The organism is Enterobacter sp. MGH85, from assembly GCF_001037655.1.
Taxonomy (GTDB): domain Bacteria; phylum Pseudomonadota; class Gammaproteobacteria; order Enterobacterales; family Enterobacteriaceae; genus Enterobacter; species Enterobacter intestinihominis.
This window is the reverse complement of sequence record NZ_KQ089925.1, coordinates 3,461,552-3,475,412: the sequence shown is the minus strand read 5'-3', so window position 1 is coordinate 3,475,412 and position 13,861 is coordinate 3,461,552. Positions and strand designations below refer to the sequence as shown.

The 13,861-nt window shown below is 55.1% G+C and carries 13 protein-coding genes and 1 pseudogene; 6 read left to right on the top strand and 8 right to left on the bottom strand.

Annotated features, from left to right (window positions below; all coding sequences use genetic code 11):
• Nucleotides 1-67 precede the first annotated feature (67 nt).
• The 6 genes and pseudogenes from dmsD to SK51_RS16230 form a co-directional block, all read right to left on the bottom strand.
• Nucleotides 68-682, bottom strand: coding sequence for a Tat proofreading chaperone DmsD (dmsD, locus tag SK51_RS16255; protein WP_032624331.1), 615 nt, complete (start codon nucleotides 680-682; stop codon nucleotides 68-70).
• Between the two features lie 45 nt (nucleotides 683-727).
• Nucleotides 728-1,582, bottom strand: a complete 855-nt coding sequence (locus SK51_RS16250) for a dimethyl sulfoxide reductase anchor subunit family protein (protein ID WP_023306112.1) — start codon at nucleotides 1,580-1,582, stop codon at nucleotides 728-730.
• 1 nt (nucleotide 1,583) lies between these two features.
• Nucleotides 1,584-2,201, bottom strand: a complete 618-nt coding sequence (locus tag SK51_RS16245) for a DMSO/selenate family reductase complex B subunit (RefSeq protein ID WP_017384545.1) — start codon at nucleotides 2,199-2,201, stop codon at nucleotides 1,584-1,586.
• 10 nt (nucleotides 2,202-2,211) lie between these two features.
• A pseudogene (ynfE, locus tag SK51_RS16240) lies at nucleotides 2,212-4,649 on the bottom strand (selenate/tellurate reductase subunit YnfE).
• A gap of 130 nt (nucleotides 4,650-4,779) precedes the next feature.
• Nucleotides 4,780-5,085 carry a DUF1161 domain-containing protein gene (locus SK51_RS16235; protein ID WP_006808860.1) on the bottom strand — a complete coding sequence of 102 codons (306 nt, stop codon included), beginning with the start codon at nucleotides 5,083-5,085 and terminating at the stop codon, nucleotides 4,780-4,782.
• Between the two features lie 102 nt (nucleotides 5,086-5,187).
• Complete coding sequence (locus SK51_RS16230) at nucleotides 5,188-6,042, bottom strand: glycosyltransferase family 17 protein (protein WP_023306114.1); 855 nt, start codon at nucleotides 6,040-6,042, stop codon at nucleotides 5,188-5,190.
• 192 nt (nucleotides 6,043-6,234) lie between these two features.
• On the opposite strand from SK51_RS16230, the gene SK51_RS16225 reads away from it, so the two are divergent.
• On the top strand, nucleotides 6,235-6,945 hold the full coding sequence (locus SK51_RS16225) for a YnfC family lipoprotein (RefSeq protein ID WP_023306115.1): 711 nt from the start codon (nucleotides 6,235-6,237) through the stop codon (nucleotides 6,943-6,945).
• 17 nt (nucleotides 6,946-6,962) lie between these two features.
• Here the strand turns inward: SK51_RS16225 and speG are convergent, their stop codons facing one another.
• A complete protein-coding gene (gene speG / locus SK51_RS16220) occupies nucleotides 6,963-7,523 on the bottom strand; it encodes a spermidine N1-acetyltransferase (RefSeq protein ID WP_023300006.1) in 561 nt (186 codons plus the stop codon).
• The gene (locus tag SK51_RS16215; protein ID WP_022647984.1) at nucleotides 7,523-7,861 is read right to left on the bottom strand and encodes a DUF1283 family protein; all 339 of its coding nucleotides are present in this window, start codon (nucleotides 7,859-7,861) and stop codon (nucleotides 7,523-7,525) included. Before SK51_RS16215 ends, speG begins: the two co-directional genes overlap by 1 nt.
• 150 nt (nucleotides 7,862-8,011) lie before the next feature.
• Between SK51_RS16215 and SK51_RS16210 the strand changes: the two genes are divergently transcribed.
• From SK51_RS16210 to SK51_RS16190, 5 genes are all read left to right on the top strand, one after another.
• A complete protein-coding gene (locus SK51_RS16210) occupies nucleotides 8,012-8,338 on the top strand; it encodes a YnfA family protein (RefSeq protein ID WP_023306116.1) in 327 nt (108 codons plus the stop codon).
• 111 nt (nucleotides 8,339-8,449) lie between these two features.
• Complete coding sequence (gene manD / locus SK51_RS16205) at nucleotides 8,450-9,664, top strand: D-mannonate dehydratase ManD (RefSeq protein ID WP_023300009.1); 1,215 nt, start codon at nucleotides 8,450-8,452, stop codon at nucleotides 9,662-9,664.
• A 14-nt stretch (nucleotides 9,665-9,678) separates the two neighbouring features.
• Nucleotides 9,679-10,698, top strand: a complete 1,020-nt coding sequence (locus SK51_RS16200; protein WP_023306117.1) for a Zn-dependent oxidoreductase — start codon at nucleotides 9,679-9,681, stop codon at nucleotides 10,696-10,698.
• Nucleotides 10,699-10,771: 73 nt separating this feature from the next.
• Nucleotides 10,772-12,151, top strand: a complete 1,380-nt coding sequence (locus SK51_RS16195; protein ID WP_023306118.1) for an MFS transporter — start codon at nucleotides 10,772-10,774, stop codon at nucleotides 12,149-12,151.
• Nucleotides 12,152-12,374: 223 nt separating this feature from the next.
• Nucleotides 12,375-13,838 (top strand): mannitol dehydrogenase family protein, encoded by a 1,464-nt coding sequence (locus SK51_RS16190; RefSeq protein ID WP_023306119.1) that lies wholly within the window; start codon nucleotides 12,375-12,377, stop codon nucleotides 13,836-13,838.
• The last annotated feature ends 23 nt before the right edge of the window (nucleotides 13,839-13,861 follow it).

Here is a 13,861-nt window from a genome sequence, read left to right as displayed (position 1 = left end):
CCGGATCTGCGTTGCAGCAAAAATGTCCGAACCTGGCTTACACAACGGATGTACAAGCCAGGAGCTGCTATCGGTACAGCGTTTTTTCTGCAATCGGGATCAGCAAAGTGGACTGCCATTCTGCCAGCGTCAGCTGGGCAAGTTTACCCAGCGCCGTATAGAACGGATGGGCCGCGTTTTCAACGAATACGCTAAGGAAACGCGTGCTCCACGGCAGCAGATGCCAGGCCATAAGCTGGTCGCGTTCTGTGTCGCGACCGTTCTCGGCAAGCCATGCCGCCAGCATCAGCAACGTTCCGAAGTGATCTTCCGGCTCATTCTGCTGCATCTCAAAGGCGATATGGTTTTCACGCATCCACTGGCGCAATGCAAGGGTCGAATCGCCAAACAGCACGGACTCGCGATCGAGCCAGACGGAGCCCCACGGGGGGGCGGGCAGGGCATACGGGCCAATAAACAGACGCTGCCAGGCGTCTTTCAACGCTTCGTCCGACGGGTTCTTAAACATACTGGCCACGGGCTGCAGGCTTTCCTGCGCCAGCGGCCAGTCCTGCACCCAGTCACCTGCGGTCAGGGCACTCACCAGCGGTGCGGTCTGCTCGCTGTCAGGGGCAAAATAAAACAGCGCGCCCAGTACCCGGGCGCTGAACGCGAACGATTCGCGGTGTGAGACGTCATTCATTACAACTTTCCTTACTTGTGCGCGGGGGTAGCCCGCGCACCTGTGTTAACCTGCAATTGCTAACCCTGCGGTCATATGCAAACCATAAAATAGCCCACGGCCAATCAGTTCACCCACAGCCACCAGCACGAAACCTGCAAACAGGCCGAGCGTTTTCGGTTCCTGACGACGAATAAGTGGACAGATCCAGCAGCCTAAACCCGCCGCCAGCAGCGCGATGCGCCATACCTGAAGCGAACCATAATCCGGCAGCAGGGCGTTAGCCTGCTGGATAGAACTCTGGATCGTCCCCAGCGTATTGCTTTGCAATACGACGACCGCCACGCATGCGATGAGTGCCAGTACGCTGACAGACGCGGCAAGGGTACCTTTGTATGTCACGTTTGCGACCCGCAGAAGCAGCGCGGCCAGCATCGGGCCAGTAAGAGCCATCGTCAGGAAGAAGGCCAACGTGGTGTAGCCCGTATACCAGGTCGGAACGGTATCGATCTGATAGACCCGGGTCATCGCCCAGACAAAAACGACACCCAGGAGCTGGCTGACAACCATCCAGATTTTGCCTAAAGCTGGGGGCATTTTACCGATAACCGACACCAGCCACCAGAAACCGCCCACGGCAAAGAAGATCGAACCCGCCGCGATCTCATTACTCAGCGCTGACGCTCCCACGCGGTTAAGCGAGTTGAAGGCGCGCAGCGGGGAGCCAAGATGCAGTACCGAGGCCATAAACCCAATACCCATTACCAGCCAGAGAAAAAACAGGCTGCGCACGATGCGTATTCTGGCCTTGTCATCACGTTCATTCAGCCAGGCGAAGCCCATCACGATTAATGCGCCAGCCACGCACTGCCCGAAAACGGTGAAGATCACCAGCGGCCATTCATGCCATCCACTTCCCATCTCACACCTCCTTCGGGTTTGCCAGGTAGCCGGTGGTATCACCCGTCGGACGGCTGTTGGCGTTAGGTTTAATCACAATACTCGGCTTCGTGAAGTGCGCAGACGGCAGCGGCGCGACCGCAGCAAGCTGACCGTGTTTTTTACGCAGCTCTTCAATCGGGCCAAAGTCCAGCGCGCGCAGCGGGCAGGACTCGACGCAGATGGGCTTTTTGCCGTCCGCCACGCGGCTGTGGCAGCCGTCGCACTTGGTCATGTGGCCTTTAGCCGCGTTATACTGCGGCGCGCCGTACGGGCAGGCCATGTGGCAGTAGCGACAGCCGATGCAGACATCCTCGTCCACCACCACAAAACCGTCGTCGCGCTTGTGCATTGCCCCGCTCGGGCAGACCTTAGTGCAGGCCGGATCTTCGCAGTGGTTGCAGGCAATCGACAGGTAATAGGCGAAGACGTTCTGATGCCAGACGCCGTTATCCTCCTGCCAGTCGCCGCCCGCGTATTCATAAATACGACGGAAGCTGACGTCCGGGGTCAGGTCTTTATAATCCTTGCAGGCCAGCTCGCAGGTTTTACATCCGGTGCAGCGGCTGGAATCAATAAAAAATCCATACTGGGTTGTCATCGGTTAATCCTTATGCCTTCTCGATCTGCACCAGGTTCGTGTGCTGCGGATTGCCTTTCGCCAGCGGTGACGGGCGGTGTGTGGTCAGGGTATTGATGCAGGAGCCGTGATCGACACGATCGCCGTTCATGTTGGCGTCATGCCAGGCGCCCTGGCCCATCGCGCTCACACCAGGCATAATGCGCGGGGTGACTTTGGCGGCAATGCGCACTTCGCCGCGATCGTTAAACACGCGCACCGTGTCACCGTTTTTAATGCCGCGCTTCTCGGCGTCTACAGGGTTAAGCCACACCTCCTGGCGACAGGCGGCCTGGAGCACATCCACGTTGCCGTAGCTGGAGTGGGTACGGGCTTTAAAGTGGAAACCGAACAGTTGCAGCGGGAATTTGCTGCGCTCGGGCGCGTCCCAGCCTTCAAAGGTTGAGGTATAGACCGGTAGCGGGGTGATGGTTTCGTCTTTTTGCAGTTCCCAGGTTGCCGCAATATCCGCCAGCTTGCTGGAGTAGATCTCGATTTTCCCCGACGGGGTTTTCAGCGGATTGGCATCCGGATCGTCACGGAATTTTTTATAGGCCACAAAATGTCCATTTGGATCTTTGCGCTTATAAATACCCATTTTTTTCAGCGCGTCGTAGGACGGCAGCAGCGGATCTTTGGCAACCATTTTGGCGTAAAGGTAGCGCAGCCACTGCTCCTGCGTACGGCCTTCGGTGAATTTCTGATAGACATCCGGTCCGAGACGTTTCGCTACTTCGCTCATGATCCAGTAGATGGGCTTGCGCTCGAACTTCGGGGCGGTTACCGGCTGGAGGAAAATCAGGTATCCCATGTTGCCGGCGTAATCGTTGGGGATGATATCTTCCTGCTCAACGGTCATCAGGTCCGGCAGGACAATATCGGCATACTTCGCGGACGAGGTCATGAAGTTGTCGATAACGACGATCGTTTCGCACTTACTCTCATCCTGCAAAATGTCGTGAGTTTTGTTGATATCAGAGTGCTGGTTGATGATGGTATTACCCGCATAGTTCCAGATGAACTTGATCGGCACATCCAGCTTATCCTTACCGCGTACGCCGTCGCGCAGGGCGGTCATCTCCGGTCCACGCACGATGGCACCCGTCCAGCTGAAGCAGGAGATTTGCGTTTTCACAGGATTTTCCGGCAGCGGCATACGTTCGATGGTGATGGTGTAGGTCGATTCGCGCGCGCCGCTGTTGCCGCCGTTAATGCCGACGTTGCCGGTCAGGATCGGCAGCATGGCGATGGCGCGGGATGTCTGCTCGCCGTTGGCCTGACGCTGCGGGCCCCAGCCCTGGCAAATGTAGGCCGGTTTTGCCGAACCGATTTCACGGGCCAGCTTAATGATGCGATCGGCAGGAATGCCTGTAATGCGCGACGCCCATTCCGGGGTTTCGCGGTTTTGTCATCACCCTGGCCGAGAATATAGGCTTTGTAATGACCGTTAACAGGTGCGCCTTCCGGCAGGGTTTTTTCGTCATAACCTACGCAGTATTTATCGAGGAAGGGCTGATCGACGAGGTTTTCATTAATCAGCACCCACGCAATACCTGCCACCAGTGCGGCATCGGTGCCCGGACGAATCGGGATCCACTCGTCTTCGCGGCCTGCGGCGGTGTCGGTGTAGCGCGGATCGATAACGATCATTCGTGCGTTAGACCGTTCACGTGCCTGTTCAAGGTAGTAAGTGATCCCGCCGCCGCTCATGCGCGTTTCTGCCGGATTATTGCCGAACATCACCACCAGTTTGGTGTTTTCGATATCCGATGTACTGTTGCCGTCGTTGCTGCCGTAGGTGTAGGGCATTGCGCAGGCGATCTGCGCGGTGCTGTAGGTGCCGTAGTGGCTGAGGAAGCCGCCGTAGCAGTTCATCAGGCGTGCCACCAGCGAGGCGTAAGGGGAGGAGCGGGTGATATTGCCGCCGACAATTCCGGAGGAGTAGTTAATGTAGACCGCTTCGTTGCCGTATTTTTCGACCACGCTTTTCAGGCTCGCGGCGATGGTGTCCAGCGCTTCTTCCCAGGTGATACGTTCAAACTTGCCTTCTCCGCGTTTGCCCACGCGTTTCATCGGATAGTTCAGACGGTCTGGATGATTAATGCGACGGCGAATTGAACGGCCTCGCAGGCAGGCGCGAACCTGATGGTTGCCGTAAACATCCTCGCCGGTATTATCCGTTTCAACCCAATAGACTTCGTCATCGCGAACGTGCAGACGCAGCGCGCAGCGGCTACCGCAGTTTACCGAGCAGGCGCCCCAGACGACTTTATCTTCCGCTGGCTGATTAGCGGTCTGCACTGCGGCGGCGGCGCTTTTCAGACCAAAAGGCAATGCGATCCCACCGGCGGCAAGCGCCAGAGATCCTATGGCAGTAGATTTAACCAGAGTTCGACGGCTTATCCCGTCGTGATGTTCAACTTCGGACATAACTCACCCCATCATTGTTAATATTTATTTTCACCCGTGACTACAACCGGGCTAATGATGGGGGGAGTGTTACTTATTTAGAGGTATTAAATATTAATCCTCGTCAACTCAGGGGAATTGAGTGGGAAAATCATTGCGGCTCAGCGGGTGCATTCTCCTGCGTACCTGCACCGCTTACCGGGTAGTTGCCGCTACTGGTGCGAGTGTACAAAATTTTGAAAGTATCGTTGGCGCAATGCCCAACGACCTGCGCATCCGGCTGGTCGGCCTGATCGTTCGGCACGATGTTCAGGGTAAAGCCAGACTCCGGTACGCCGTTGTTGATAATCTTCTGCTGAATGTCGCTTTTCACGCGCTCGCAGGAGTCCGGGGCCGCAAGAATAGCAGGTGAAGCACTCATTAACAGCAGGGCGGTAATCCAGGGTAACCGTTTCATCTGTAGCTCCTTTTCACTGTGTAGACTGTAAGCATAGCAGGGTTAGGGTAAGCTTTTGTTTTTGTGTCTCTCTTTCTGAATTGTCCTGGAGCCCCGCCTGCGTCATAAAATAAATTGCGAATAATGGTGCTGATTGTCTACCAGATAAGAAGGCAGGGTGCGTTTTGATACCTCTTGCCTGACCAGTTTTCGGTCTCGTCCCCAGATATCTTCGGCGTTGGTGATAACCTTCATAATATGTTCCGGGTTATTAAATTCCGGCAGATCGTATTCGGTATGAGAAATGGTAGACATTTTTTCGGAAATTCTTTCTGGGGTCATTACCCAGGAGAAATGCCAGCCGCCATCTTTCACAACCTTATTATTGATTTTTAGCCAGTTCCATTTAAACCATGACCAGTTTTTATCTTTGCGTGCACGCTTCCAGTTTCTGAAAGATTCAGGCTCACCGTGGAAGAAATGCTTAAGGTTGTAATAGGACGTCGCGCGGGGCAAGGTACATTTTCTCGGCGTACCATCCATGTTGTGAACCTGAAGATTAAACTGATAGTTGAACACGTTTTGATGAATAGTCGTGCAGAGCGCGCGTGGATTAATGGCCCTGACCGTCTCGGGAGAGAAAATTTCATCAACGTCTGACACCAGAATCAGATCGTCGTCTGCCGCGTCTTTTAACCCATTCATAATGGAGTTGCGAAGCGCTGCTTCATTTGCCCAGGCATCAACCTGGTTATTGTCAGCACTGTTTAAAATAGGCTGCGCGTCAAAAGGCACGTAAATAATTTTGTCTCTGAATTTGGCAAACTTCGTAATATCGAAATGTAATTCTCGCGGTATGCCCGTAAAAGAGTGTGTTGCTTCTACAATGACAAAACGGTCAACGACATCAGCGAGCGTATGTAATCTGATGTCGAGCAACATATCTTCGTCATAGTACAAAAAACAGTCGTAAATCATGATGTTAACCCGAAAATTTAAGAATCTAATTTTATAATAATGTGGAATTTTCCGCGCCCAAAGTAGCCACTTTGGCAGGTCTCGTCAATGCAAATGACGGATTTATACAGCGTAAAGAGTCAAATGAAGTGCTGTTATGTAAGTTGCTGTATTTGCTAATATGATTGTATCTCTCTCTGAACGGTAAATGATGTGAATAAATACGCAGCGATAACGCTACTGGCAACGGTACTGGTGGGATGCGACAACAACACCGCGCCGCTGTCATTTACGCCGGAGATGGCGAGTTTTTCGAACGAGTTTGACTTTGATCCTCTGCGCGGGCCGGTGAAGGATTTTACCCAGACGCTGTTCAACGATAAGGGTGAAGTCTCTAAACGTGTGACCGGCACGATGTCAACGGAAGGATGTTTCGATACGCTTGAACTGCACGATCTCGACGCTAATACGGGCGTTGCGCTGGTGCTGGATGCTAACTACTACGTCGATGCGGAAACCCAGCAGCAGAAGGTGAAGTTGCAGGGAAAATGTCAGCTGGCGGAACTGCCGTCTGCCGGCCTGACGTGGGACACCGACGATAACGGGTTTGTGGTTGCCGCGCACAGCAAAGAGATGGAAGTGAAGTACCAGTATGATACCGACGGCTACCCGCTCGGTAAAACCACGGTCTCCGGCGACCAGCGTTTATCGGTCAAATCGATGCCGTCGAAAGATCTGCGTAAGCGCATGGATTATACGGCGGTAAGCCTGTTGAACGATAAACCGATGGGCAATGTAAAGCAGAGTTGCGATTACGATCGCCACAACAACCCGGTGAGCTGTGAGCTGGTTATCGTCGATGACAGCGTTAAACCTGCCATTGAGCGCAAGTACACCATCAAAAACAGCATTGAATATTATTAAGAATAAAACCGCGCAGGTTACTGCGCGGTGGGTTTAAGCAGGTTGGCGGAGGAGGATTTATGCCCGGCCAGATGCTGATGCTGGAAAATGCACATGCGGATGGTGTTACGGTATTCGCCATTAATAAAGAACTCATGGATCAGTTCACCTTCCACCATAAAGCCGAGCTTACGGTAGATATGAATTGCTTTTTCGTTCTCTTTATCGACGATGAGGTAAAGCTTGTAGAGATTCAGGACGTTAAACCCATAATCCATCGCCAGCTTTGCCGCCCGCGACGCAAGACCTTTCCCCTGGTGCTCCGGTGAAATAATGATCTGAAATTCCGCCCGACGGTGAACATGGTTGATCTCAACCAGCTCAACCAGCCCGGCTTTCTCACCTTCGCACTCCACCACAAACCGGCGTTCACTTTGATCGTGGATATGCTTATCGTAGAGATCGGACAGCTCGACGAAGGCCTCGTAAGGCTCTTCAAACCAGTAGCGCATCACGCTGGCATTGTTGTCGAGCTGGTGGACAAAGCGTAAATCTTCGCGCTCCAGCGGACGGAGCTTTACGTCACACGGCATCGACATTACGGTGCTACCGTGCGGCCAGTGCGACGATCCAGACAGCGCAGGGTGTTAGGCTCCCAGTAAGCGTTGACGTTGGCACTTTGCTGGCATTTGTCGCGGGCATCAAACGCGACGTCTTCTTTATCCCACTCTTTTTCCACGCGCTTATTCACTTTCTGACGCAGGCTGCGGGTGTCATTCCATTGTTCTTTGTCCATGGCAGCATTCTGGCGGCTTTGCGCGCTGTCACCAGACTCAATGATGAGTTTGCTGGTTTCGGCTGATGCCGTTGCGGTGAAGGCGAACGAGGACAGCGCCAGTGCGGCTGTCAGACAAAGGCGTTTGCTTAATGTAGTCATAGCGTTTCCTTTAAACGGGTGCAGACAATCGGATTACCCCGTTGGATTCTACACCAATCCGAAAGGGTGTCATACCCGCGCGGCAGGTATGGGAACGATGAGAGCATTATCGCGTATGATGTCTAAATCAATCCTCACGAAACGAGAAAAATGTTCAAAACGACGCTGCTTTTTTTCGCGACCGCGCTGTGTGAAATCATCGGATGCTTTTTGCCGTGGCTCTGGCTAAAGCGGGGCGCTTCCGCGCTGCTGCTGATCCCGGCGGGTGTGTCCCTGGTCCTTTTCGTCTGGCTGCTCACCCTGCATCCGGCCGCCAGCGGGCGGGTTTATGCGGCCTACGGGGGGGTGTACGTCTGTACTGCGCTGCTGTGGCTGCGCGTTGTCGATGGCGTCAGGCTAAGCCTGTATGACTGGGCAGGCGCGCTGGTTGCCCTGTGCGGCATGTTGATCATCGTGGCCGGCTGGGGACGCGCATAGTCGTCCTCATAGTGTGATCGCCCACTGATTTTTCGATCGTTATACTTGTATGGTAGTAGTGTAGTTGCGTAAATTTCCTGCATCACAACGAGCGATGTAAGGAAATGGATTATGAAGATTGTCGGGGCTGAAGTATTTGTCACCTGCCCGGGGCGTAACTTTGTCACCCTTAAAATCACCACCGATGAGGGCATTGTCGGCCTGGGTGATGCCACGCTTAACGGACGTGAACTTTCCGTTGCCTCCTACCTGAAAGATCACCTGTGCCCTCAGCTGATTGGCCGCGATGCGCACCGCATCGAAGATATCTGGCAGTTCTTCTATAAAGGCGCGTACTGGCGTCGTGGCCCGGTCACCATGTCAGCGATTTCTGCCGTGGATATGGCGCTGTGGGACATCAAAGCGAAAGCCGCGAACATGCCGCTCTATCAACTTCTTGGCGGAGCCTCCCGGGAAGGGGTGATGGTTTATTGTCATACCACCGGGCACACCATTGACGACGTACTGGAAGATTATGCCCGTCATAAAGAGATGGGCTTCAAGGCTATTCGCGTGCAGTGCGGCGTGCCGGGGATGAAAACCACCTATGGTATGTCTAAAGGAAAAGGGCTGGCGTATGAGCCTGCAACCAAGGGCGACTGGCCGGACGAGCAGCTTTGGTCCACCGAGAAATACCTCGACTTCACGCCGAAACTGTTCGACGCAGTGCGCAGTCAGTTCGGCTTCAACGAACATCTCCTTCACGACATGCACCACCGTCTGACGCCCATCGAAGCGGCGCGATTCGGCAAAAGTATTGAAGAGTACCGCCTGTTCTGGATGGAAGATCCGACTCCCGCTGAAAACCAGGAGTGTTTCCGCCTGATCCGCCAGCACACCGTCACGCCAATTGCGGTGGGGGAAGTGTTCAACAGCATCTGGGACTGCAAGCAGCTGATTGAAGAGCAGCTCATTGACTATATCCGCGCCACCATAACCCATGCGGGCGGCATCACCGGGATGCGTCGCATTGCGGACTTTGCCTCACTCTACCAGGTGCGTACCGGCTCACACGGCCCGTCGGATCTGTCGCCGATTTGCCACGCCGCGGCGCTGCATTTTGACCTGTGGGTACCGAACTTTGGTGTGCAGGAGTATATGGGTTATTCAGAGCAGATGCTGGAAGTGTTCCCGCACAGCTGGCGCTTCGATAACGGCTATATGCACCCGGGCGATAAGCCAGGGCTGGGCATTGAGTTTGATGAGAAGCTGGCAGCGAAATACCCGTACGAACCGGCCTGTCTGCCGGTGGCCCGTCTGGAAGACGGCACCCTCTGGAACTGGTAAACGAGGAGCGAATAATGAAAAGCGTAGTGATCCAACAGCCGAATGCGCTGGTGATTGAGGAGCGTCCTCTCCCGTTGCCGGACGCAGGCGACGTCCGCGTCAGAATTAAACTCGCCGGTATCTGCGGTTCAGACAGCCATATCTATCGCGGGCATAACCCGTTTGCGAAATACCCGCGGGTAATCGGTCACGAGTTCTTTGGCGAAATAGACGCGGTTGGCGAAGGTGTGGAGAGTACCCGACTGGGCCAGCGCGTGTCTGTGGATCCGGTGATCAGCTGCGGGCACTGCTACCCGTGTTCCGTCGGAAAACCGAACGTTTGTACCTCGCTGGTGGTGCTGGGCGTCCACCGTGACGGCGGCTTCAGCGAATACGCCGTCGTGCCGGCGAAAAATGCCTGGCACATTCCGGATGCGATCCCTGACAAACACGCGGTGATGGTTGAGCCTTTCACCATTGCCGCCAACGTGACGGGGCAGGCGAAACCCACCGAACAGGACGTGGCGCTGATCTACGGCGCAGGCCCGATGGGGCTGGTCACCGTGCAGGCGCTAAAGGGCGTTTACAAGGTGAAGCAGGTCATCGTGGTGGATCGGATTGATGAGCGGCTGGGGATGGCGCAACGCAGCGGCGCAGACTGGGTCTTCAACAACAGCGAGCACTCATTACAGGCCGCGCTGGAAGAAAAAGGCATCAAGCCGACGTTAATCATCGATGCTGCCTGTCATCCATCCATTTTGCAGGAAGCGATTACGCTGGCGTCTCCGGCGGCGCGCATCGTGCTGATGGGCTTCTCCAGCGACCCGAGTCAGATCGTGCAGCAGGGGATCACCGGCAAAGAGCTGTCGATCTTCTCTTCGCGCCTGAATGCCAACAAATTCCCGGTGGTCATTGACTGGCTGGAAAAAGGGCTGATCGACCCTGAAAAACTGGTCACCCATACATTTGACTATCACCACGTTACAGACGCCATCGAACTGTTTGAAAAAGACCAGCGGCAGTGCTGCAAAGTCTTGCTCACGTTCGACCAATAATAATTCACGCGGTTAAGAGCCTGCGAAGACAGGCTCTCAGTGGTACGCATCTTACCTTGCAGAGATAGCCATTATGACTCAAGCACAACCTCAAAGAAGTACGTCAGACCTGGTGAAAGCCGCCGTATCCGGCTGGCTGGGCACCGCCCTGGAGTTTATGGATTTTCAGCTTTACTCCCTTGGCGCCGCGCTGGTATTCCATGAAATTTTCTTCCCTGAACAATCCGCGGCCATGGCGCTGATCCTGGCGATGGGGACCTATGGGGCAGGCTACATCGCGCGTATCGTCGGGGCATTTATCTTCGGCAGAATGGGCGACAGAATTGGCCGCAAAAAGGTGCTGTTTATCACCATCACCATGATGGGGATCTGCACCACCTTAATCGGCGTCCTGCCAACCTACGCGCAGATCGGGATTTTCGCACCGGTGCTGCTGGTGACGCTGCGTATTATTCAGGGGCTGGGCGCGGGGGCAGAAATCTCAGGCGCAGGTACCATGCTGGCGGAGTACGCGCCGAAGGGTAAACGCGGCATCATCTCCTCGCTGGTGGCCATGGGAACCAACTGCGGGACGCTGAGCGCCACGGCGATCTGGGCCGTGATGTTCTTTGCCCTCGATCGTGAAGAACTTATTGCCTGGGGCTGGCGCGTGCCGTTCCTCGCCAGCGTGGTGGTGATGATCTTCGCCATCTGGCTGCGTATGAACCTTAAAGAGAGCCCGGTGTTTGAGAAGGTTAACGACGCTGAAACCATTGCGCCGGTTGCTGCGCAGGATACCTCATTAGGCGCGATGTTTAAGAGCAAATCGTTCTGGCTGGCGACGGGGCTGCGCTTTGGTCAGGCCGGCAACTCAGGTTTGATTCAGACTTTCCTTGCCGGATATCTGGTGCAGACGCTGTTGTTTGATAAGGCGATCCCAACCGATGCGCTGATGATCAGTTCGATTCTCGGCTTCCTCTCCATCCCGCTGCTGGGCTGGCTGTCCGATAAAGTGGGGCGCCGTCTGCCGTATATCCTCCTTAACATTTCAGCCATTATTCTGGCTTACCCGATGCTGTCGATTATCGTCGATAAGAGTTACGCGCCGGGCGTGATTATGCTCTCTATCATCGTTATTCATAACTTTGCGGTGCTCGGGCTGTTCGCGCTGGAAAATATCACCATGGCAGAGATGTTTGGTTCGCGGAACCGCTTTACCCGCATGGCCATTTCGAAAGAGGCGGGCGGGCTGGTAGCCGTAGGCTTTGGTCCGGTGCTGGCGGGGATCTTCTGCAACATGACCGGGTCCTGGTGGCCGATTGTGGTGATGCTGGTGGCGTACTCGCTGATTGGGCTGGTCTCCGCGTTGCTGATGCCGGAAGTGCGCGACCGCGATTTGAGTGAAGCCGAAGATGCTGCGGAGGCTCCTCATAAGGAATCGGTAGCCTACGGCGCGCTCTCTTCACGCCGCTAGTGGTTTACATCTTGCGCTACCTGTCACACAACTTTTTACTGATGTCACACCACATGGCGAAAAGTTAATGTAAATCAAGATCTGAAAACGATGTATCAGTATGGTTAATGGCAGCGTTTTTTGACTCCGACTGCCATTCTAGTTGGTGTAGTCAGCAGGCGCTGCCGTTCTTAAAAGGAAGCGGCAGTGGATCACAGCTTTCATTAATTAACGAGTCTCAATCATGGAAAACCGGTTATTACAGGCGAAGGCAACGCATCCTCAATACGATCGCGACAGCCTCAAGGCACGCATTGTTCATTTAGGGTTTGGCGCGTTTCACCGTGCGCACCAGGCGGTGTACACCGATATACTCGCCGCAGAACAGGGCAGCGACTGGGGTTACTGCGAAGTTAACCTGATTGGCGGCGAACAGCAGATCGCCGATCTGAAGGCACAGGATAACCTTTATACCGTGGCAGAGATGTCTGCCGATGCGTGGACGGCGCGCGTGGTCGGCGTCGTCAAAAACGCGCTGCATGCGCAGATCGACGGGCTGGAAATCGTGCTGGCGGCGCTGTGTGAGCCGCAGGTCGCCATTGTTTCCCTGACCATCACCGAGAAAGGATATTGCCACTCCCCGGCAACCGGACAACTGATGTTCGATCATCCGTTAATCGTTGCAGACCTGCAAAACCCGCATCAGCCTAAATCTGCGCCGGGCGTGGTGGTTGAGGCGCTGGCGCGTCGCAAGGCGGCGGGGCTACCGGCATTCAGCGTGATGTCATGCGATAACATGCCGGAGAACGGCCACGTGATGCGCAATGTGACCTGTGCCTACGCGCGCGCCGTAGACGGCGATCTGGCCGACTGGATCGAAGCGAACGTCACCTTCCCGTCAACCATGGTGGACCGCATTGTGCCCGCCGTCACGGCTGATACGCTGGATAAAATCGAACAGCTGACTGGCGTACGCGATCCGGCAGGTGTCGCCTGCGAGCCGTTCCGCCAGTGGGTGGTGGAAGATAATTTTGTTGCCGGACGTCCCCAGTGGGAAAAGGCCGGTGCGGAGCTGGTTTCTGATGTCATTCCGTTTGAAGAGATGAAGCTGCGAATGCTTAACGGCAGCCACTCGTTCCTGGCCTATCTCGGCTATCTTGCCGGTTATCAGCACATTAACGACTGCATGGAAGATGAACATTATCGCGCAGCCGCGCATGCGCTGATGCTGATAGAGCAGGCGCCGACGTTGAAAGTGCGGGGCGTGGATTTGGGTCGTTATGCCGACCAGCTGATTGCGCGTTACAGCAATCCGGCCCTGCGTCACCGCACCTGGCAAATCGCCATGGACGGTAGCCAGAAATTGCCGCAGCGCATGCTCGATTCCGTGCGCTGGCACCTTGTCCACCAGAAACCCTTCCCGCTGCTGGCCCTCGGCGTGGCGGGCTGGATGCGTTATGTCGGCGGTGTGGATGAGCAGGGTAACGCGATTGAGGTGAGCGATCCGCAGCTGGCGGTGATTCAGGCGGCGGTAAACGGTAGCGCTGAAGGTGAAAGCCGCGTTAGCGCGCTGTTGGGCATTGAGGCTATTTTCGGTAACGAGCTGCCGAAGGACACGGTATTCGTGGCTGCCGTCATGCAGGCCTATCAAACGTTGCTGCAAAAAGGCGCGAAGGCCGCGGTTGCTGAGTACGCAGCCCGGCTTTAACGCTTTGACATGCCGCCGTTCGC

What these genes read in the sequence shown, in the direction of transcription:
- dmsD (WP_032624331.1), bottom strand. Translation starts at nt 682, where the DNA reads ATGAATGACGTCTCACACCGCGAATCGTTCGCGTTCAGCGCCCGGGTA.
- SK51_RS16250 (WP_023306112.1), bottom strand. Translation starts at nt 1,582, where the DNA reads ATGGGAAGTGGATGGCATGAATGGCCGCTGGTGATCTTCACCGTTTTC.
- SK51_RS16245 (WP_017384545.1), bottom strand. Translation starts at nt 2,201, where the DNA reads ATGACAACCCAGTATGGATTTTTTATTGATTCCAGCCGCTGCACCGGA.
- SK51_RS16235 (WP_006808860.1), bottom strand. Translation starts at nt 5,085, where the DNA reads ATGAAACGGTTACCCTGGATTACCGCCCTGCTGTTAATGAGTGCTTCA.
- SK51_RS16230 (WP_023306114.1), bottom strand. Translation starts at nt 6,042, where the DNA reads ATGATTTACGACTGTTTTTTGTACTATGACGAAGATATGTTGCTCGAC.
- speG (WP_023300006.1), bottom strand. Translation starts at nt 7,523, where the DNA reads ATGTCGATGCCGTGTGACGTAAAGCTCCGTCCGCTGGAGCGCGAAGAT.
- SK51_RS16215 (WP_022647984.1), bottom strand. Translation starts at nt 7,861, where the DNA reads ATGACTACATTAAGCAAACGCCTTTGTCTGACAGCCGCACTGGCGCTG.
- SK51_RS16210 (WP_023306116.1), top strand. Translation starts at nt 8,012, where the DNA reads ATGTTCAAAACGACGCTGCTTTTTTTCGCGACCGCGCTGTGTGAAATC.
- manD (WP_023300009.1), top strand. Translation starts at nt 8,450, where the DNA reads ATGAAGATTGTCGGGGCTGAAGTATTTGTCACCTGCCCGGGGCGTAAC.
- SK51_RS16200 (WP_023306117.1), top strand. Translation starts at nt 9,679, where the DNA reads ATGAAAAGCGTAGTGATCCAACAGCCGAATGCGCTGGTGATTGAGGAG.
- SK51_RS16195 (WP_023306118.1), top strand. Translation starts at nt 10,772, where the DNA reads ATGACTCAAGCACAACCTCAAAGAAGTACGTCAGACCTGGTGAAAGCC.
- SK51_RS16190 (WP_023306119.1), top strand. Translation starts at nt 12,375, where the DNA reads ATGGAAAACCGGTTATTACAGGCGAAGGCAACGCATCCTCAATACGAT.